This is a genomic window from Streptomyces hokutonensis (genome assembly GCF_000376565.1).
Lineage (GTDB): Bacteria > Actinomycetota > Actinomycetes > Streptomycetales > Streptomycetaceae > Streptomyces > Streptomyces hokutonensis.
Genome location: NZ_BARG01000033.1, coordinates 1 through 19765 on the forward strand (window position 1 = coordinate 1; position 19765 = coordinate 19765).

Here is a 19765-nt window from a genome sequence, read left to right on the forward strand (position 1 = left end):
CGCGGTGGTCTTGGACTGGCTCAGCGCGCCGGTGATCTTGCGGAGTGCCTGGCTCATCAGACGGGCCTGCAGACCCATGTGGGAGTCGCCCATCTCGCCCTCGATCTCGGCGCGTGGCACAAGGGCCGCGACGGAGTCGATCACGATCAAGTCGATCGCGCCGGAGCGGATCAGGATGTCGACGATCTCCAGCGCCTGTTCACCGTTGTCCGGCTGGGACAGGATGAGGTTGTCGGTGTCGACGCCGAGCTTCTTGGCGTACTCGGGGTCGAGTGCGTGCTCGGCGTCGATGAAGGCCACCGAGCCGCCGGCCTTCTGTGCGTTCGCCACCGCGTGCAACGTCAGGGTCGTCTTGCCGGAGGACTCCGGCCCGTACACCTCCACCACACGGCCGCGGGGCAGACCGCCCACGCCGAGCGCCACGTCCAGCGCGGTCGATCCTGTGGGGATCACCTCGATGGGCTCATTGGGCCGCTCGCCCAGGCGCATCACCGCGCCCCTGCCAAATTTCCGCTCGATCTGTGCGAGCGCGGTGTCCAGCGCCTTTTCGTGGTCGGTTCCTGCCATGAGCTTTCACCCGGTCCGATTGTGTGGCACGCCGCACGTCGGAGAACGTGAGCGTCTGCTGCCGACAACGGACGTCTCGGAGATCCCAGTAAGCGAACATCCGATCGATTTGCGTGTCCAGTGAAAGGTACCAAACAGAGGGGAGCGGGACGGGTCGCGCACCGGACCGCTCCGGACGCAGACCGCGCCGCCGCCCGCTTTCCCTCGCTGAACCGCGGCGCCGTCGAATGTTGTCACTGCTTCCGAGAATGCCCTCCACCGACTTCGTGACGTATGAGTGCGCTACGACGTCGAGCCGTACAACATCCACACCACGATCGTGGAGCCCGGCTACTTCCGCACCGAACTCCTCGTGGACGGCTCCACCACCTGGCCCGAACTGTCCATCGACGACTACGCCCCGCGCACCGCCCCGCGGATCGAGGGCATGAAGAGCATGAACGGCCAGCAGCCCGGCGACCCCGCCAAGCTCGCCCGCGCCCTGCTCACCATCGCCCAGCAGGAGAAGCCGCTGCTGCGATTCGTCGCCGGTGCGGACGCCATCGAGGCTGCCGAGGCCAAGGCGAAGGAACTCCTCGCGCAGGCCGAAGCCTCCCGCGAACTGGGCGACAGCCTGACCTACGACGACGCCCACGCCTGAGCACCACGCCCCGCACCCCGCCTGGGACGCAGCGCCGCGCCGGGTGCGTTTCGACAGCACGGAGAGAGTCAGCATGCCCATCAAAGGCGAGTATGAGCCGAGCAAGGCGCAGTTTGTACGTGACCAGGTGGAGCTGTACGAGAACTCCGGCGGTACGCAAGGGACGACGCTGAGTGTCCTGGTCGCACGGGAAGAAGACTAGAGGCTCCGGGACCTGCCCGTCGTCATCCTGACCACCCTGGGCGCGAAGAGCGGCAAGATCCGCAAAACCCCGGTCATGCGGGTGGAGCACGACGGTACCTACGCCGTCATCGCCTCCATGGCAGGAGCCCCCACCCACCCGGTCTGGTACCACAACGCGGTGGCCGACCCCCGAGTCGAACTCCAGGACGGCCCGGTGCGCCAGGACATGCTGGCACGCGAGGTGACCGGGGACGAGAAGGCGCTGTGGTGGGCCCGAGCCGTCGAGGCGTTCCCCGACTACGCCGAGTACCAGAAGAACACCACTCGTGCGATCCCGGTCCTCGTTCTGGAGCCGGCGGCGCACGAGCACTGACCCGGCGCAGCCGGTCCAGCCCGCGGATTCCCCGCAGTCTGTCCCTGGCCACACCAGCGTCGGACCCCACCTGACAGCGGCCGGCTCGAATCCCCCTTGGTCGGGCAGCGCGCGGCCGGCCTGCCTGGACGAAGAACATCACGAACGACCGTGGCACAGATGTTCTCAGAAGCCTGACCTACGAGGACGCCCATGCCTGAGCACCATGCCCCGGCCGAGGCCGGCAGCCGCCGGGTGCACCTACGGCTCTGACCAGCTACCCAGGCAACGGTGCCCGCGTCAACAGCGCGGGGATCACCCCAGCACGGTCCGCCAACTGGTGGCGCACCCCACTACTCATGACCACCGACCGGCCTGACGGCCGTCACGACAAGGAGTACCTGATGAAGCACGTATCACTGGGCGGGCTCGATGTCTCCCGCATCGGCCTGGGAGCCATGACCATGGCAGGCGTCTACACGACGGGCGGGGGGCTGGATGACGCCGAGTCGATCCGCACCATCCACCGGGCCCTGGACCTCGGGGTCACCCACATCGACACCGCCGAGATCTACGGCCCCTTCCACAGCGAGGAACTCGTCGGCAAGGCCATCAAGGGTCGGCGCGACGACGTCGTCGTGGCGACGAAGTTCGGCCTCGTCTCCCACGCCGGCGACGGTCCCGGCGTGATCGACAGCAGCGCCGGCAACGTGAAGGCCGCGGTCGAGGGCTCGCTCCTGCGGCTCGGCACCGACCACATCGACCTCTACTACCAGCACCGCGTCGACCCGAACACGCCCATCGAGGAGACCATCGGCGCGCTGGCCGAACTGGTCGCCGAAGGCAAGGTGCGCCACATCGGACTCTCGGAAGCCGGCCCCGAGACGATCCGCCGCGCACACGCCGTGCACCCGGTGGCCGCGCTGCAGACCGAATACTCCCTGTGGACCCGCGATGTCGAGGCCGAGATCCTCCCGCTGCTGCGCGAGTTGGGTATCGGGTTCGTGCCCTACTCCCCGCTCGGGCACGGCCTGTTGACCGGGCAGATCCGTACCGTCGACGACTTCACCGACGACGACTGGCGCAAGACCAACCCGCGCTTCACCGGCGAGAACTTCCAGCGCAACCTGCGCATCGTCGACGAGGTGCGGGCCATCGGCGCCGAGATCGGCGCCACCCCGGCCCAGACCGCGCTGGCGTGGCTGCTGACCCGCGGCGACGACATCGCCCCCATCCCCGGCACCCGGCGGGTCTCCCGCGTCGAAGAGAACACCGCCGCCGACGCCGTGGAACTCAGCGCCGCTCAGCTCGACCGCCTGAACAACCTCACACCGGCCGCGGGCGAACGCCACGACGAGGCGAACATGGCCACCATCGACGGGTGATCTGACGCCCCGGCAACTTGCTGACCCGTCGCACCCGCCCAACCCACATCCGTTCATCCATTTCACTGATCACTGAAGAGGTTTTCTCATCATGTCCAAGGTTCTCCTTGTCGTAGGTCACCCCGACCTGTCCCGGTCGAAGGCCAACGCGGCGCTCGTTGACGCCGTCCGCGAGCTGGCCCATGTCACCGTGCACGACCTCTACGCCGCCTACCCCGACTTCCGGATCGACGTCGACGCCGAGCAGGCGCTGCTCGCCGAGCACGATGTGATCGTCTTCCAGCACCCGGTGTTCTGGTACAACACCACCCCCTTGTTCAAGCAGTGGCAGGACAAGGTCTTCACCCTCGGCTGGGCCTTCACCATGGACGGCTCGCCCTCGCAACTGGCCGGCAAGAAGGCAGTCGTCGCCGTCACCGCCGGCGTCCCCGCCGACCACTACACCCCCGAAGGCTCGAACAAGACCACCCTCGAGACCCTCCTCAGCAACTGGCACGCAACCCTGCGGCTGTGCCAGTTCGACATTCAGCCGATGGTCGAGCTGTACGGCACCGCTTTCGGTCTCTCCGACCAGGATCTGGCCACCGCTGGCAAGCAGTACAACGAACTGCTCGCCTCCTTCGCCGCGTGACCGCACCCTCACGACAACGGCCGCCCTCGCCGATCACGAGGCAGCGGCGATGGGTCCCGCCAGTCTTCGGTCGCCCTTCGCCGGATCGGCGCCAAGCGACCAGAGGCCTGTACTCGGCGACCATGTCGTGAAACAGCGACCACTCGTCGCCGAGCGCCGCCGACTCGGCGGATCTGGGGTGCGGTCTCCTCAGCGGTGCTCTTCCGTGCGGGGCCGGCACGGGTGGCAAGGGGCGCTCCAGCTGGCGGGGAGGGCGAGGGCCTCGACTGCGGGTGCGATCGACCTCGTCGACGACCAGATTCGCCTGCCGTGGACGGGCGTGCGGGTTCGAAGGCGCGTCAGTGATGAGAACCTCCTGTAGCTCTCGGAGGCCGTCAGACGGCTCCACACTCGCTTGCTGAGGTCCTCACTCGTCAGGGTTGTGCGGTGCACGACTCCGAGCTCGACCGCCGCTCCTGCCCCCGCCCGGCGCACCGGGGCGGGGCGGCGTCGGTTCAGCGGAAGAAGTCGAGCAGTGCCTTGGTGATGGCGTCGGTTGCTTCTTCGGTGACGAAGTGGCCGGTGCTGGGGACGACCAGTCCCGTCACGTCGGTGGCGACTTCCCGCATGACGCGTTCGACGCCGGCGCCGACCGAGAACTCTCCGCCGAGGCCCTGGCTGAGTGTGCGGGTGTGCATCGTGGCGCTCCTTGCGCGGTGGCGCGTGATGGTGAACGAAAGCCTGGCCCTGGCGCGGGGAGTCCGTTCATGGCGCGGGAGTCGGACCAGCTGAGGGCACGGTGGACGGTGTCGGCCGTCTGCCGTCGGAGTCGTGGAGCGGCCGGCGGGGTCAGGTGAGGGGTGGCGAGGCTGGCAGGTGTGGGTCGGCGGCCCAGGAGGCGAGGATGCGCAGTCGTTCCTGGGCGGCGGAGATCTGTGCGGAGGTCTCCCAGTCGGCGTACAGGGTGCGCATGTCCGGGTCGGTGAACTGGATCCGGGGATAGTCGCGGTGCTTTTCCGGGATGCGGGAGAAGTCGGTGACCAGGGCTGCGGCCAGTGCGTTCCAGGCGAGGATGTCCCCGCGTCGGTGTGGCTACCCACCCTTCCGGCGTCGCCGTGGCATTCGCCGCCCTGGAGGCGAGCGTCCGCCTGCTTGGTTCCGACGGGGAGAGGTCGCCCTCAACACCGCTCACGAACCTCGAAGTCACCCGGTGCGCCCTTGGACAGCGAAGTTGGCCGAGAGCGGTTCTGCGACCTGCGGCGACCAACTTCGTTGTCCAGGCGGAGGGCTTGATGGCCGGCGATGTCGCTGATGTGGGTGCGGTTCCTCGCCGCGGGTGGCGCGACACGCTCCCGCGGGCACCTGCTGTCAGACGGGTGGCCAGTTCCGCAGCGCGGCGTCGGCCACCTGCTGGAGTTCGGAGCGGGTGGCGCCGCCGACAGCCTGGACGGCGATGCCGTTCGCCACGGTCATGAGGTATCGGGCGAGCAGTTCCGGGTCCGCGCCGGGGGGCAGATCGTCCTCGTCGACGGCCTGCTGGAACCGGTGGCGGAGGCGAGCACGGCCGTCGTCGCGCCAGGCGATCAGGGCATCCTGGGCCGCCCGTCCGGAGTCGCCGGCGGCGAGCGAGCCCTGTACGCCCAGGCATCCGGCGGGGCAGTCGGGGCGGGTGGTCGTGCTGACCGAGCCGGCGAGGAACGCCGTGGCCACCTCGCGGGCGCTCGGCTTCTCCAGTGCGCGGGCCGCATAGGCGGCGGGACCTTCGGTGTAGCGCTCCAGGGCCTTGCGGAACAGCTCCTCCTTGTTGCCGAAGGCCGCGTACATGCTCTTGCGGGTGATGCCCATGGCGCCGGTCAGGTCGGTCAGGCTGGCGCCTTCGTAGCCCTGCTCCCAGAAGACCAGCATCGCCTGCTCCAGGGCCTCGTCGGCGTCGAAGCCTCTCGGCCGGCCGATCGGCGCTTTCCGGGTGATCTCCATGGCTCCATCCTACGGCCTCGATACCGATCGGTGCAGAAGTGCTACGGTTCCATTCTGCACCGATCGGTATCTAAGTTTCGGGAGTTCAAGCAATGGGACAGCTGGAAGGCAAGACCGCCGTCGTCACCGGCGGGAGCACGGGAATCGGCCTGGCCACCGCCGCGCGCCTGGCGTCAGAGGGCGCCCACGTGTTCATCACCGGCCGGCGCAAGGACGCGCTCGACAGGGCCGTCGAGTCGATCGGTCCCGCGGTCACCGCAGTGCCGGGCGACATATCCGAACCGACCGACCTGGACCGGCTCTACGACGCGGTCCGTGACCGCGGCCGGGGCCTGGACGTGCTCTTCGCCAACGCGGGCATGGCCACGCTCGCACCGCTGGCGCAGGCCACCGGGGAACAGTTCGACCAGCTCTTCGGCGTCAACGTCCGGGGCACACTGCTCACCGTGCAGAAGGCGCTGCCGCTGCTCAACGACGGCGCCTCGGTGATCTTCAACGACTCCATCCGCGCCGACGACGGCCGGGAGGCCTTCGGACTGTACGCGGCGTCGAAGGCCGCGATCCGCTCCCTCGCGCGGACCTGGGCCAACGAGCTGAAGGACAGGGGCATCCGGGTCAACACGGTCGCGCCGGGCGCGATCGACACCCCCGGAGTCGACATCGCCATCGGCGAGGAGAACGCGGCCGCCGTCAAGGCGGAACTCGCGGCGGGAGTGCCGATCGGCCGCAGGGGGCGCCCGGAGGAGGTCGCCGCCGCGGTGGCCTTCCTCGCCTCCGCGGACAGCAGCTTCATGCTCGGCACCACCCTGCACGTCAACGGCGGCGAGAACCAGTTCTGACCCCGCCACGCGGAGTCCCGGACTGTCGCGGGCGAGTCGTCGCCCGCGACAGTCCGCCTGGCCGACACGAGCATCCGCGCAGCACGCCCAGACCGGTGTTGCGGCCCCCTCGGGAGTGAGCAGCTCTTCGAGGCCGACCTGTGCATTGCTCAGCCGTGCGGCCGGTAGCGGCGGTCGTCCTCCCGGCCTCGAAGGCCCAACGCGGCCAGGGCGGCGCCCACGAGGGCGAGGATGCCGGTGACCAGGACGGCGGTGTGGACGCCGTTCATGAAGGCGGTGTGGCTGCCCTCCACCACGGCCGCCCTGAGCTGTGCGGGCATCGCGTCGGAGACCGGGGCGACGCCCATCGCGACCGCGTCCTTCGCCTCCTCGAAGCGGGCCGCCGCCGAGCGGGGCACGCCGGCGTCGGTCAGTGAGTCCGTGAGCGTGGAGCCGACACGGCTGCTGATGAGGGAGACGAGCACCGAGGTGCCGAGCGCGCCGCCGACCTGGAGCGAGGTGGCCTGCAGGCCACCCGCGATGCCGCCGTCCTTGACGGGGGCGTTGCCCACGATCGCGTCGGAGGACGCGGCCATCACGATGCCGACGCCGAGACCGAGCGCGACGAACGGCGGCCACATGGCGGCGTACGAGGAGTCGGCGCTCCACGCGAGCATCGCGAACGCGGCGCCGGCCTGGAGCACCATCCCCAGCGGCATGGTCAGGCGCGGGCCGAACTTCTCGGTGAGCTTCGCGCCGAGCGGCGAGGCCACCATGGAGGCGAGGCTGAGCGGCAGGGTGCGCACACCGGACTCGACGGGCGTGAATCCGTGCACGTTCTGGAGGTACAGCATCACGAAGAAGATCGCGCCGAGCAGGACGAAGAAGTTCAGCGCGGTGACGAACACACCGATGGTCAGGGCCGGGTTGCGGAACAGCCGCATGGGCAGGAGAGGGTGCGCGACGCGGGTCTCGTACCAGCCGAAGAGGACCAAGGCGACGACACCGCCGACGATCGCGCCGAGCGTGCCGGCCGAAGTCCAGCCCCACGTCTCGCCCTTGACGACGCCGAAGACGACGGCGATCAGGCCGAGCGCGAGCAGGACGACGCCGGGCACGTCGAACTTCTCGCTCGCCGCCGCCTCGTTCCTGGACTGCGGCAGCACCACGAGACCGAAGACCAGGGCGATCACGCCGATGGGGGCGTTGATGTAGAAGACGGACTCCCAGTTGACATGCTGGACGAGCAGTCCGCCGACGATCGGGCCGAGCGCGGTGGCGACGGAGGAGATCATCGCCCAGATGCCGACCGCCATGCCGAACTTCTTCGGCGGGAACACCGCACGGAGCAACGCCAGGGTGTTGGGCATGAGCATCGCGCCGAAGAGGCCCTGCGCGGCGCGGAAGGCGATGACGCCCTCGACCGAGCCGGCGAGGCCGATCGCGACGGACGCGACGGTGAATCCGACGACGCCGACGAGGTAGACCGTGCGGCGCCCGAAGCGGTCGCCGAGCTTGCCGCCGAGGATGAGGGCGGCGGCGAGGGCGAGCAAGTAGGAGTTGGTCACCCACTGCAGTTCGGCGGTGGTGGCGTTCAGGTCGCGGGCGATCTCGGCGTTGGCGATCGAGACGACTGAGCCGTCGAGGCCGACCATGAACAGGCCGAGCCCGACCGCGAGCAGTGTCAGCCAGGGGTTGGCGCGCGGACCGCGGGGGTGGGGGTCGGATACGGGAGTGGACGCTGTGGAAACAGCGGTGACAGACATGTGTGAGCTGTCCTCGGGACGTGTGGCGCGCGGCTGGGGCGCGTGGACATGTGGGGGCGAGCTGTGTGTGGGGTGGCAGGGAGCAGCACACCGAGCCCTGCCGCGGCAGCGGCAAGGGCAGTAGGCGTACGGGAGCCGGACCGAACGGTCAGACGGCGGAGTCGTCGCGCAGGCGCCGGGTGAGAGCCTCAAGGGCACCGAGCGCCGAGCCAAGGGCGTCGCGGTCGCCGTCCGTGAGAGTCCGCAGCGCGGCCACGAGCTGTCGCGCCGCGACGTCCTCGGCCTGGCGGATGCGTTGACGCGCCTCGGCGGTGACACGCAGGTGCGCGACGCGCTTGTCGGTGTCGTCCTGGTGCCGTTCCAGCAGGCCCGCGTCGGTGAGGCGGGTGACCAGGGCGCTGACGTTGTTCGGCATCATCCGCAGCGCGTCGGCCGCCTCGTGGACGGTCGCGCCGTCGTGCTCGGCGACGTACTGGAGCAGGGCCAACTGCCGCTCGGGGAGCTTGAGATGGGGCAGTCGCCGGTCGATGCTCTGTTTGACGAACCGGTTCAGCGCGGGCAGGCACGCCACGAGGCCCGCGGCCACCTGGTCGACACCCTGGCTCGGACGAGCCTCACTGATTCCGGTCACGACCCCAAGCTACCTATGACAAGAAACCTATGTCAAAATACTAATTCCCCCTTGGTGGCCGGTGCCTCCTGGCGCCTACCTGATCATCCATGCGTCCCCGTACCGTGAGTGAGCCGGTGCTTTCCCGGAGGATGATCGGTGAAGCGGCACGTTTCCCCAGGTCAGGGATCAAAGCCCGGTCGGCGTCCTGTCGGCGCTCCGGAGCCTCGCCGGCCGGTGTCTTCCACAGCCGGGCCAGCCGCGGAAGAGCCCACGATCGAGTGATCCCATCGCTTTACAGTGCGGATCCGGTGAGGGGGCGCAGGTCGACGGCCATCTCGTCGCCGGACCTGACCAGGAGGCCGCTGAGAGCTGAGAGGGGGCGCCCACTCCGAAGAGCCCCTCAGCGGCGCGTACTTCCGCCGTCCGCGACGACGATCTGTCCCGTGATGAACGCGGCGTCGTCGGAGGCGAGAAACGCCACGACGCCCGACACGTCGGCCGGCATCTGGACACGCTTGATGTTCTGCATCCGCACGGTCTGCTCGAAGAAGAACTCGCTCGTCTTCTCCGCGGCCGTGGCCGTCCGGACCAGGCTCGCCGCGACGCCGTTGACGGTGATGTGGTGAGCGGCGAGGTTGGCGGCCAGGACCGAGGTGAGTCCGTTCAGCGCGCCCTTGGCGGAGACATAGGAGACGAACGCAGGCGGCGGAGTCCAGTAGCTCGCGGACGTGATGTTGATGATCCGTCCCGACCCGGACTCCTTCAGGTCGGGCAGGAACGCCCTGGAGGCCAGGAAGGGGCCGTCCACGTTGACGGCGAAGGTGCGACGCCATTCGTCGAAGGTCACGTGGTCGATATCGGCCAGCAGAACGACAGCCGCGTTGTTCACCAGGATGTCGGCGGCGCCGAGCTCACGTCGGACCCGGGCGGCGAACGCGTGGATCGCGTCCTCGTCCGAGACGTCGACCTTGTCGCTGAGGAATCGCCGACCGGTCTCCGCGACGAGATCCCTCGTCTCGTCGGCCGGATCGATGTCCGCGACCGCGATGTCCGCTCCCTCCGCCGCGAGCCTGCGGGCGATCTCCTGCCCGATGCCCGTACTGCCCCCGGTCACGACGGCGGTCCTGCCCGTCAGCCTCCCCATCATGAGTCACTGCTCCTTCCGCTGCTTCCGGGCGGCCGTGGCAAGGCCGTCCTCCAGGGATGGTGCGCTCCGGGACCGCGGATCAGCGGCGGCTTGTCCGTCCAATGAACATGACTGTTGAGCGTGACGGGGGTCATTCCTACCTTGACGCTGCCCGGCGGGTCGGCCACCGCGCCGAGCGTCCTGAATCAGGTCCGGTGAAAGGGCGGCGCGGAGGCACTCCGCAAGGCTCAGGGGCGGCACGGCAGCGGTGTTGCCGGGAAGACCGCGACAAAAGCACCCACAGCAGGTTCCGGCAGCGGACGCCGGTTCCGACAGCAGCGCTTTGCGCCAAGGAGTCGTCCATGGTTCAGATCGATTCAGCCAAGGCGGCGGAGGGAGAGGGTGGCAGATACACCCTTGCCCCGGGCACCCTGGCCGCGGTGGTCCTCGCCGTGTGCCTCGCGCAGATAGCCCTTTCCGTCCCCTCGCTCATCAACGGGCTGATCCAGCAGGATCTCGCGCCGTCCTCGGCCCAACTGACGTGGATCACCGAGGCCTTCATGCTTCCCGTCGCCGCCCTGGGACTGGGCTTCGGCGTTTTCGGCGACCTCTTCGGCCGTAAGCGCCTGCTCGTCGGGGGCGCCGCGCTCATTGCCGTGGGATCGGCTCTCGCGATCCTGGTTCCGGGTACGGGACACTCGTCCGACACCCGGGTGACGTTGCTGATCCTTGCCCAGGTCCTCGGTGGTGTCGGGGCCGCGGCCATCTTCCCGACGAGCCTGGCCATGGTGGCGGCCGGTACGCACACCACCGCCACCCGCGCGCGGGGCGTGGCGATCTGGGCCACCGCGCTCTCGGTCGGCGGCTTCCTCGGCCCGCTGCTGGCGGGCCTCGCCGCCAAGATCGACCTCGGCTGGGCCGGGAACGCGAACTGGCGATGGGCCTTCGTCGGCGTCCTTGTCATCGCCGTGGTGAGCGTGGTCCTGTCGCTGGCCCTCGCCCAGAACTCCGCCTCGCCCGAGGGCCGTTCCGTCGACTGGCCGGGGCAGATCACTGCCGCGCTCGGCCTGTTCGCTCTGATGTACGCCGTGATCCAGGGCTCCGAGAGCGGCTGGGGGAGCGCCCAGATCGCCATCGCGTTCGTCGCCGCGGCCGTCTTCCTCGTGCTGTTCGTCTTCGCCGAGAGCCGTGCGGCCGCGCCGCTGCTTCTCCTGAGCGTGTTCCGGAACCGGGCGTTCGCCATGAACTCGGTGGTCACCCTGATCGGTATGTTCGCGTTCCTCGTGATCATGTACAGCACCAGTATCCGCCTCACCATCATCCAGGGATTCAGCCCACTGCAGAGCTCAGTCGCCTACCTCTTCTTCGGGGGCATCGGCTTCGTGCTGCTGCCTCTCACCTCCCAGCTGCTCGAGCGCTACAACCCCCGGTGGGTTCTCTGCGCGGCCCTGACCCTCATCGGTGCCAGCGGGCTGTGGTTTGCCGTCGTCCCGACGACCAGTCGGTCCATCGGCGCCATCGTCGGGCCGCTGATCCTCGCCGGTGTCGGCTCGGCACTCGCCTTCGCCTCCATCACCGCGGTCGCGGTCAACACGTTGCCCAACCACCTCGCCGGTATGGCGAGCGGCGTCACGAGCACGTTCCGGGACCTCGGGTTCGCCCTCGGCCCCGCGATCGCCGGTGCTGTCGCACTGGGCCGGGCCTCCGACGAGATCGCCCGAAAGCTGGGCGGCGATCCCGCACTGAGCAAGGCCTACGAGGCCTTCCAGGCATCCGCGGCCCATGCTCCCGCGGATCAGAGACCACAGCTCGAGGCAGCGGTGCGCGCCGTGCAGTCGGGCCCGCTCGGCGCCAACTCGGTCCCGGCCGACATCACACTGCCGGATGGCAAGGTGGTGCCTTTCAACCCGCTCAAGGACGTCGCTTTCGACGCCCTCAGCAGCAGCTACTCCATCGCGTACGTGCTCGCCGGCGTGGCGGCTCTCGTGGCGGCGGCGCTCATTCTCGTCGGCGTGCGCGGCGGCGTGGACCAGGCTCATCTCGACGACGACCCGCACACCCTCGCCGACTGACCGCATGACGAACGCGCCAGGGCCGGGACACGGGTAGCAGACCGGCCAGGCCAACCGACCGCCCGCCGCGACTCGGCCTCCTCCTCAGGAGCAGCAGTCGCGGCGGGCCGCGGCGTACACGACACAACGATCGACAGACGCACTCGGACAGGAGTCGAACAATGACCACCGCATACTCGGAGCCGACCGGCACGAACGACGACCGCATGCCGGCCACGGTCGCTCAGGCGGAGGCGGCGTGGCTCGTCGCGATCACCAAGGGCGACGAGGAGCAGCGTCACCTCATGCTCCGCGACTGTGTGATCGTCCACGGCCCGGTCGGGAACGTCCATGACCGCGAGCGCTTCCTCACCTACAACGCGTCCATGGGAGCCACCGAGACGGCCGAGACCAGCGAAGTGATGTGCCGTGAGCGAGGGGGACGGGCCATCGTGACGTGCTATCAGAAGATGAACATCCGGCGCGTGCCCGACCTGCCGCCGTTCCTGGTGCAGGCCGTGGCCACCCGGGTGTGGTTCTCGACCCACGAGGGATGGCGCCTCGGCCACATGCAGCTCTCCCGGCGGCAACCGTCGGTATGACGTGCCGGTTCCCTCGCCCCGCGAGGGGTTACGCCGTGCGAATGGGAATGCCCGGTCTCCAGCCGAGACTCCTGGACAGTCCCAGTCCGCTCGTGACCAGGGAGGGAACGGCCGCCTGCAGTTTGATCGAGCCGGCGGCCACCACGACGGACAGAGCCGCGACGACCTTGCCGCTGCCGTCGACGATGCGCGTCGCGACCGACTCGGCCCCTTCGCTCAGCTCTTCCTTGACGACCACCGTTCCGGTCGAGCGGCAGGACGCCAGCTCGCGGCGGAGTTCGGCCGGGTCCACGATCGTCCTGGGAGTGAAGCGCTGGAGCCTCCCCGCCAGCACCTCATCGATGAAGGCCGGACTGCCGTGGCTCAGCAGCACCTTGCCCACACCTGAGCAGTGCAAGGGCAGAAGGCCGCCGACCTGCGACGTCAGACCGACGGCGTTGACCGCCGACAGCCGCTCGATGATCACGGCCCGGTCACCCTCGAGGACGGCCAACTGCACATGCTGGCGAAGCGCCGTGTACAGGTCCTCCACGAACGGCTGCGCGGCGCTGCGCAGCGTCTCGGCCCGCGGTGCGAGAGTCCCGAGGCGCCACAGGGGCAGGCCGATCGCGAACCGGTTGTCGCTGGTGCGCTCCAGCGCGCCGGCCGCCACGAGTTCGAGTGTCAGGCGCCTGGCGGTGGCGTGCGGCATGCCGGTGCGCCGGACCAGGTCGGCGAGGGTCAGCTCGGTGTTGTTGGGGTCGAAGGCGAACAGCAGATCCCAGAGTCGGGAGCTGACGGTGCGTCCTGGCTCGTTCGCGCGAGGCATGGGCCTCTCCTTCATCATGTGCGGCCTTGGTCACTCTACCTTCGATGTTCGTTGGACGGATGAAGTAGTTCTTTCAGTGCGTACTTTGCCGAACTCTTGCAGGCAGCCAGTTGCCACCTCGCCACAGGCCCACGGGAGTGAAAGAGCATGATGAGTACGGAAGCAGGACCCAGGATCGCGATCCTCGGCGGCGGCATCGGAGGCCTCGCTGCTGCGGCCTTCCTCCGCGACAAGGGCTTCCACAGTGACGTCTACGAGCAGGCCGCCGCCCTGACCGAGGTCGGTGCCGGACTGGTGATCGCCCCCAACGCCGCCCGCCTGCTCCGGCGTCTCGGCGTGCTGGACCGGTTCCACAAGCGCGCGGTCAGGATGGAGATCGGTTGGGAGTTCCGGCGCTGGGAGAACGGCACGGTCCTCTCGGCGGAGAACCTCCAGGAGGGGTGCATACGCCTGTACGGCGAGCACACCTACGCCGCCCACCGCGCCGACCTGCTGGACGCCTTGAGGTCGGCCGTCCCCGAGCACTCGGTCCACCTCGGCAAGCGCTGCGTCTCGGTCGAGTTCGAAGGCGACCAGGCGGTTCTGCGGTTCGAGGACGGTGACACGATCCGCCCGGACATCCTCATCGGCGCCGACGGAGTCCACTCACGCGTGCGCGGCGCCGTCGTCGGTCCGACTCAGGCCAGGGAGTCGGGCATCTGCGCCTTCCGCGCCCTCGTACCGGCGGCGAAGGCGCCCGACTTCGCCAGGCGGCACGCCCAGACCCTCTGGATCGGCCCGGACCGCCACCTCGTGCACTACCCGGTCTCCGGCGAGGAGTACGTCAACCTCGTCGCCTTCGCACCGGCCGGAACGAGCAGTGTCGAGTCGTGGACGGCCACCGCGACGCTCGAGGAACTGCTCGACGAGTTCGCCGGCTGGGATCCGCGTCTGGTGGAGCTGATCAGGGCCGCGGACACGCCGGGGCGCTGGGCGTTGCTCGACCGCGAGCCCCTCGACCACTGGAACCGTGGAAACGCGACCCTCCTGGGTGATGCGGCCCACCCGATGTTCCCGTTCTTCGCCCAGGGCGCCGCCCAGGCGATCGAGGACGGCGCTGTCCTGGCCCTCTGCCTTGCCGAGGACCCGGACAACCCGGTCGCGGCGCTGGGCCGCTACGAAGAGCTTCGTCGGCATCGCACGGCACGCCTGCAGGAGGTGTCGCACGGAAGGTCCCACGTCAACCACCTTCCGGACGGCCCCGAGCAGCAGGCCCGCGACCTCGCCTACTCGCAGGCCGACCCACTCAGGGCGAACGGCTGGATCTACGAGTACGACCCCGAGGTCGCGATGTTCCTAAGTCGATCAAGGCGTTGACCATCCAACGAACACGGTCATTGTCGTCACCCAGGCCACGCCGGAGACTCCAGTGCGGACGGCCTGAGACACGGCCCTGTCCCCAGTGACTTCTCTTGAAACCCTGAGCACGTCCAGAAGGGCGGATCATCGAATGGCACCCGCAACCGGTAGTGGGCTCGTCGTGCGAACGCTGCAGCGAGCCGGAGTCAACGTCGCCTTCGGCCTGCCCGGAGCACATATCGACGGCATCCTCCAGGACGCCCTGGATGCCAAGCTCCGGATCGTCGACGTGCGCCACGAGATGAACGCGGGCCACGCGGCCGAGGGCTATGCGCGGGTCACCGGAAACCTGGGGGTTGCCGTCGTCACGGCCGGCGGCGGCTTCACCAACGTCCTGACCTCTGTCGCCAACGCCCATCTGGACCGGACCCCGGTCCTCTATGTCGTGGGCTCCGGGCCCCTCGAGACGGACCAGGTCAACGACCAGCAGGCCGGGTTCGACCAGGTGGCGATGGCAACCCCGGTGACCAAGTTCGCGCACCGCGTCACCCGTACCGAGCTGATCCCCCGCCTGGTCGCGCAGGCGATCCGGATCGCTCAGTCGGAGCCCAAGGGGCCGGTGCTCCTCGACATTCCCTGGGACATCCTCCGCCAGCAGGTCGATGTCGAAGAGGCCGAGGACTACCGCGTCGAGATCGACGGCAGCGGCATCGCCTCCGCCGACGGCGTCGATCGGATCGTCGAGGCGCTCAGCACAGCCGAGCGGCCGATCGCGCTGGTCGGCAAGTCCTTCGTCACCGCCGACGCACGGGCCCGGTTGCACGAGTTCGCCGCCCGTACCGGAGTGCCCCTCTTCTCCGACTGGGAGGGTCTCGGGGCGATCGTCGGCTCCGAGCGGCACGTCGGTCTCCTCCAGACCCTGGCCACCGTCACCGAGGACGAGCGGCCCGACCTGGTCCTCCTGCTGGGGCTGCGCTTCGGCATGGCCACCCAGTTCGGCACGGGCCGACTGCTCCCGAAGAGCGCGCGGATCTTCCAGATCGACCCTGACGGCCGTGAACTCGGCCGTCTCCAGGAGGTCGAACTCGGCATCCAGGCCGACGCGGTCGGCACGGTCGGCGTGCTGAACGAGCGCCTGGGCGACAGCCCCGTGCCCCCCGGGCGCGACGACTGGCTGAAGACCCTGCGGGACATCTCGGCCACCCGGCGATCCGCGCTCGCCGCCGAGACCGAGGAGCACGGGGACGACGCGATCCACCCGTACCTCGCGGTCCGCACCATCGCCGAGAGCGTCCCCGACAACGCCACCGTGGTTGTCGACGGTGCCCTGACCGAGCTGTGGCTCTCCGAGACGATCGCCCTCGCCCCGCTGGCCCACTACCTCGGGCACGGCTACCTCAGCTCGATGGGGAGCAACTTCGGCGTGGCCGTCGGAGCGCAGTACGCGACCCCCGACAAAGCGACCATCCTCGTCACCGGCGACGGCGCCGTCGGCTACAGCCTCGCCGAGTTCGACACCCTCGTCCGCGCGGGACTCCCGGTCATCGTGATCGTCCTCAACAACCAGGCCTGGGGCGCCACCCTGCACACCCAGCAGTTCTTCTTCGGACAGGACCGCGTCACCAACAACCGCCTGCAGAACGGCTCCTACAGCGGCGTGGCACGAGCTCTGGGCGCGGACGGTGTCGACGTCACGGAACTCGACCAGCTCCGACCCGCGATCGAGGCCGCTCTCGCGGGCCGCCGGCCGACGTGCATCGACGTGCGCGTGAGCCTTGCCCCCATCCCGCCGGAGGAGCGCGTCCTCAACGGCGGAGCTCCGTTCGGCGGCATCGAGATCGACGCATGAACTGCCACTCCTGACCCCCCACGAAGGAGAACCATGAACGACACGACTGACACCGGAGCCCACGACCGGACCGTCGAAGACCGGCGTCAGCGTTTCCTCGGGAAGACCTGCCTCGTCACCGGCGGCAGCAGAGGACTGGGACTGGCAGCCGCACAGGCGTTCGCGCGCGAGGGCGCACGCGTGGTCGTCATCGCGCGCGACCCCGAGCAACTGAAGATCGCGAGCGGTCTGATCGGCGAGGGCACGATCGCCGTGGCAGCCGACCTCTCCTCGCCGGCGGCCATTAAGGCCGCGGTCACGGAGGTCGCCGCACAAGTCGACCACGTCGATGCCGCGTTCCTCAATGCCGGGCAGGCAGGCATCAGGCGACTCGACGACATGGACGAAGCCACCTGGGACACGGTGTTCAACACCAACGTCAAGGGCTCGTTCTTCCTCATGCAGGGTCTCAGGCCCTTGCTCGCGCCCCGCGGGGCCGTCGTCTTCTGCGGCTCGGCGGCCGGCCGACGGGCCAGCGCGGGAACCGCCGCCTACGGGACCAGCAAAGCCGCACTCGAGCACCTGACACGCATCCTCGCCGCCGAAGTCATCGGCGAGGGAATCCGGGTCAACATCGTCATCCCCGGCGGTATGAACACCGACATCGCCGCCCGGACGACGGGCCTTCCACCGGGCGGAGCCGAGGCCTTCCGGGAGCGGGTCAGGCTCAGTACTCCCATGCTCCGAGAAGGAGAACCGGACGAGCTCGCCGACGCCGTGCTCTTCCTGGCCTCGTCCGAGGCCAGCTACATCACAGGTGCGGCCCTCCCCGTGGACGGCGGCGCCACCGGCTTCACCCGCCCGCCGGCCCAGCGGTGACGGGCGCCGTCGATCACCAGTCGCACCCCAGGACCCGAGCGAGGACAACCACCATGGAGTTTCCCTTCGGCCAGCCGACCGACGCCATCATCCAGGTCGCGTACACGGTCCCCGACCTCGCTGCCGGGATGCGCTGGTGGACCGACGAACTCGGCGTCGGGCCCTGGTTCGTGAACGAGAGGATCGGCGGCGAGGGCTCCACCTACCGTGGTGAGCCGGGGGAGGCCGAGTTCGCCCTCGCCCTCGCCTTCTCGGGGCACACGATGGTCGAGCTCATCCAGACCCTCGACGACGAGCCGTCCATCTACAAGGACGCCTACGAACGCCACGGCTACGGCTTCCACCACATCGCCAAGGCCGTGCCGAACGTCAGGGAAGAGGTCGAACGTCGTGAGGCGAGCGGAGCGTCGGTGCGTTTTCACGATCTGACCCCAGGAGGTGACGTCTACTTCCTGGACGCCGGTGAAGATCCCCCGGGGATGATCGAGCTCGTCCAGGACAGCGAGATCACGCGAGAGATCTTCACCGGCGTCTGGCGGGCATCAGTCGACTGGGACGGGTCGCGACCTCTGCGCGACTTCGCGGAGTTGCTGCCGGCCTGACTCCTGTCGAAGGCCCGACGAACGCTGCGGACGACCGGTCGTCCGCAGCATTCGTCGTCGTTGCCCGTGGGCCGCTCCTGGCCGTTGGTGAGTTCGATGTGGGTGTTGCCGGTGACCGGGCGACGGTCGTAGGTGCCGGTGACGGCGGCGCTGCCTTCGTAGCCGGGTCCAGGGCCCGTCAGTTTCTGGTGCTTGGCGTGGACGGTGACGTTCAGCTCGGCGTGCTCGCCCGGGATGGTGACCTTCCAGCGTGTGGGGTGGCTCTTGCCGGTGGTCGGGCTGGTCCAGAGGGTGGACTCGTCGGGTGCAAGGGTCGCCTCGGCAACGGTCTGGGTGCAGTCAGGGCTCCAGGACTGTCGCGCCGTTGGTCTTCTTGCTGTCGCCCGCCCAGGTGATGTCGTGGGCCAGGAACACGTACCGGTGGCACCCGGCGGTCTCGCACCAGAACTGGTTGGCCTGGTCGGGGGCATGGGTGAGGCCTGTGGCGGGGGCCATGGGGAATGGACGTCCTGCTCTTCGCCGTCGTCGTTCCCGTGGCAGGACCGGTGCATGAGCCTTTCGCCCGGCGCCTGGGCCGCCCCGAGCACCTGTCACAGACGGACCGTCCCGCCAGGGCTGAGGCCCTGGCCGGCCTGTTGGTGGACGGCGTGCCGGCCCTGGGAGACACGAAGCGTTGGTAGGCAGGTCATACGCCCTTGGGGGCGAGCACGATGTCGAAGCGCACCCGGCTCCATGTGCCGTCGATGACGCGGCCGTCGGGCGTGGGCGTGCCGGCGGCCTGCTGCTCGAACCGCTTGATCAGTGAGTCCTTCACGCCGAAGACGGTGTCCTTGCGGCCGATCGGGTCGCCCTCGGGGAAGATGTGCGTCACCAGCGTGCGCCCGCCCTCGTGGGACACCATGAAGTGCAGATGGGCGGCGCGCAGCGGTGAGCGGCCGACCGCGTCGAGCATCTTGCCGACGGGTCCGTCGTTGGGGATGGGGTACGGCGTCGGGGTGAGGCCCCAGAAGCGGTAGCCGCCGTCGGCCGCGGAGAAGAGGTGCGCCCGGCCGGCCCGCTTGCCGGCCTCGTACTGCACGTCGTAGAGCCCGTCCTCGTCGGCCTCCCAGACCTCGATCCGCGCGCCGGCGAGCGGGGTGCCGTCGGTGTCGGTGACGGTGCCCTCGACCCAGCAGGGCTCACCGGGGGCGCCGAAGGCCAGGTCGTCGCCGAGCTCGATCGACGGGGAGTCCTCGACGAAGAACGGACCGAAGACGGTCGCCTCGGTGGCGCCCTGGTAGGCCTGGTTGTTGACGTTGATCGTCTGCATGCTCGCGCCGAGGGTGTCGGACAGCAGGATGAACTCCTGCCGGACCTCGTCGGTGATGTGGCCGGCCCTGGTGAGGAAGTCGATCGCCGTCCCCCACTCCTCCTCGGTCAGCCGGACCTCGCGGATGAAGGAGTGCAGGTGCTTGACCAGGGAGGCCATGAGTTCCCGCAGCCGTGGGTCCTGGCAGGCGTCGAATGAGGCCAGGACGTTGTCGACGAGCCGCTGCTCGACCGCCTGCTGCTCCGGTGACACCTCGCGGTAGACGGTGCCGTGGGCCTGGGCCGAGCCGGGGTTGACGTAGGTAGCCATGA

At 69.2% G+C, this 19765-nt stretch carries 18 protein-coding genes and 3 pseudogenes; 11 read left to right on the forward strand and 10 right to left on the reverse strand.

The window, feature by feature from the left end; all coding sequences use genetic code 11:
• A partial coding sequence (gene recA, locus SSP08S_RS19255) for a recombinase RecA (RefSeq protein ID WP_019069251.1) occupies nt 1-567 on the reverse strand: 567 nt, incomplete at its 3' end.
• A gap of 277 nt (nt 568-844) precedes the next feature.
• Here recA and SSP08S_RS55525 point away from each other — a divergent pair.
• From SSP08S_RS55525 to SSP08S_RS19275, 4 genes and pseudogenes are all read left to right on the forward strand, one after another.
• Nucleotides 845-1207, forward strand: a pseudogene (locus SSP08S_RS55525) (short-chain dehydrogenase/reductase); the annotation flags it as partial.
• Between the two features lie 73 nt (nt 1208-1280).
• A pseudogene (locus tag SSP08S_RS55530) lies at nt 1281-1763 on the forward strand (nitroreductase family deazaflavin-dependent oxidoreductase).
• Nucleotides 1764-2146: 383 nt separating this feature from the next.
• The gene (locus tag SSP08S_RS19270; protein ID WP_026178639.1) at nt 2147-3127 is read left to right on the forward strand and encodes an aldo/keto reductase; all 981 of its coding nucleotides are present in this window, start codon (nt 2147-2149) and stop codon (nt 3125-3127) included.
• 91 nt (nt 3128-3218) lie between these two features.
• On the forward strand, nt 3219-3758 hold the full coding sequence (locus tag SSP08S_RS19275) for an NAD(P)H-dependent oxidoreductase (protein ID WP_019069256.1): 540 nt from the start codon (nt 3219-3221) through the stop codon (nt 3756-3758).
• Nucleotides 3759-4252: 494 nt separating this feature from the next.
• Here SSP08S_RS19275 and SSP08S_RS19285 read toward each other — a convergent pair whose 3' ends face one another.
• The 3 genes and pseudogenes from SSP08S_RS19285 to SSP08S_RS19295 all read right to left on the reverse strand — a co-directional run bounded on the left by SSP08S_RS19285 (nt 4253) and on the right by SSP08S_RS19295 (nt 5714).
• Nucleotides 4253-4435, reverse strand: a complete 183-nt coding sequence (locus SSP08S_RS19285; RefSeq protein WP_019069257.1) for an alpha/beta fold hydrolase family protein — start codon at nt 4433-4435, stop codon at nt 4253-4255.
• Between the two features lie 175 nt (nt 4436-4610).
• A pseudogene (locus tag SSP08S_RS59380) lies at nt 4611-4823 on the reverse strand (MmyB family transcriptional regulator); the annotation flags it as partial.
• Between the two features lie 282 nt (nt 4824-5105).
• On the reverse strand, nt 5106-5714 hold the full coding sequence (locus SSP08S_RS19295) for a TetR/AcrR family transcriptional regulator (RefSeq protein WP_019069259.1): 609 nt from the start codon (nt 5712-5714) through the stop codon (nt 5106-5108).
• Nucleotides 5715-5806: 92 nt separating this feature from the next.
• Here SSP08S_RS19295 and SSP08S_RS19300 point away from each other — a divergent pair, with 92 nt between their 5' ends.
• Nucleotides 5807-6553 carry an SDR family NAD(P)-dependent oxidoreductase gene (locus tag SSP08S_RS19300; protein WP_019069260.1) on the forward strand — a complete coding sequence of 249 codons (747 nt, stop codon included), beginning with the start codon at nt 5807-5809 and terminating at the stop codon, nt 6551-6553.
• A 149-nt stretch (nt 6554-6702) separates the two neighbouring features.
• Here SSP08S_RS19300 and SSP08S_RS19305 read toward each other — a convergent pair whose 3' ends face one another.
• The 3 genes from SSP08S_RS19305 to SSP08S_RS19315 all read right to left on the reverse strand — a co-directional run bounded on the left by SSP08S_RS19305 (nt 6703) and on the right by SSP08S_RS19315 (nt 10058).
• Entirely contained in the window at nt 6703-8298 is a 1596-nt protein-coding gene (locus SSP08S_RS19305) for an MFS transporter (RefSeq protein ID WP_019069261.1), read from the reverse strand.
• A gap of 148 nt (nt 8299-8446) precedes the next feature.
• Nucleotides 8447-8920 (reverse strand): MarR family winged helix-turn-helix transcriptional regulator, encoded by a 474-nt coding sequence (locus SSP08S_RS19310; protein ID WP_026178640.1) that lies wholly within the window; start codon nt 8918-8920, stop codon nt 8447-8449.
• A gap of 391 nt (nt 8921-9311) precedes the next feature.
• Nucleotides 9312-10058: an SDR family NAD(P)-dependent oxidoreductase gene (locus SSP08S_RS19315; protein ID WP_019069263.1), complete on the reverse strand. Its 747-nt coding sequence runs from the start codon at nt 10056-10058 to the stop codon at nt 9312-9314.
• A 341-nt stretch (nt 10059-10399) separates the two neighbouring features.
• Between SSP08S_RS19315 and SSP08S_RS19320 the strand changes: the two genes are divergently transcribed.
• Nucleotides 10400-12109 (forward strand): MFS transporter, encoded by a 1710-nt coding sequence (locus SSP08S_RS19320; RefSeq protein WP_019069264.1) that lies wholly within the window; start codon nt 10400-10402, stop codon nt 12107-12109.
• Nucleotides 12110-12270: 161 nt separating this feature from the next.
• Nucleotides 12271-12690, forward strand: coding sequence for a nuclear transport factor 2 family protein (locus SSP08S_RS19325; protein ID WP_019069265.1), 420 nt, complete (start codon nt 12271-12273; stop codon nt 12688-12690).
• A 28-nt stretch (nt 12691-12718) separates the two neighbouring features.
• On the opposite strand, the gene SSP08S_RS19330 is transcribed toward SSP08S_RS19325, so the two are convergent.
• Complete coding sequence (locus SSP08S_RS19330) at nt 12719-13498, reverse strand: IclR family transcriptional regulator (protein ID WP_019069266.1); 780 nt, start codon at nt 13496-13498, stop codon at nt 12719-12721.
• Between the two features lie 147 nt (nt 13499-13645).
• Between SSP08S_RS19330 and SSP08S_RS19335 the strand changes: the two genes are divergently transcribed.
• The 4 genes from SSP08S_RS19335 (at nt 13646) to SSP08S_RS19350 (ending at nt 18145) form a co-directional block, all read left to right on the forward strand.
• On the forward strand, nt 13646-14854 hold the full coding sequence (locus tag SSP08S_RS19335) for an FAD-dependent monooxygenase (protein ID WP_019069267.1): 1209 nt from the start codon (nt 13646-13648) through the stop codon (nt 14852-14854).
• 133 nt (nt 14855-14987) lie between these two features.
• Nucleotides 14988-16685 carry a thiamine pyrophosphate-binding protein gene (locus SSP08S_RS19340; RefSeq protein WP_078532462.1) on the forward strand — a complete coding sequence of 566 codons (1698 nt, stop codon included), beginning with the start codon at nt 14988-14990 and terminating at the stop codon, nt 16683-16685.
• 33 nt (nt 16686-16718) lie between these two features.
• A complete protein-coding gene (locus SSP08S_RS19345; protein ID WP_019069269.1) occupies nt 16719-17543 on the forward strand; it encodes an SDR family NAD(P)-dependent oxidoreductase in 825 nt (274 codons plus the stop codon).
• 53 nt (nt 17544-17596) lie between these two features.
• Nucleotides 17597-18145 carry a VOC family protein gene (locus tag SSP08S_RS19350; RefSeq protein WP_019069270.1) on the forward strand — a complete coding sequence of 183 codons (549 nt, stop codon included), beginning with the start codon at nt 17597-17599 and terminating at the stop codon, nt 18143-18145.
• A 339-nt stretch (nt 18146-18484) separates the two neighbouring features.
• Here the strand turns inward: SSP08S_RS19350 and SSP08S_RS63445 are convergent, their stop codons facing one another.
• Complete coding sequence (locus SSP08S_RS63445) at nt 18485-18640, reverse strand: hypothetical protein (RefSeq protein ID WP_019069271.1); 156 nt, start codon at nt 18638-18640, stop codon at nt 18485-18487.
• Between the two features lie 190 nt (nt 18641-18830).
• Nucleotides 18831-19763, reverse strand: coding sequence for an intradiol ring-cleavage dioxygenase (locus SSP08S_RS19365; RefSeq protein ID WP_019069273.1), 933 nt, complete (start codon nt 19761-19763; stop codon nt 18831-18833).
• Nucleotides 19764-19765: the final 2 nt, after the last annotated feature.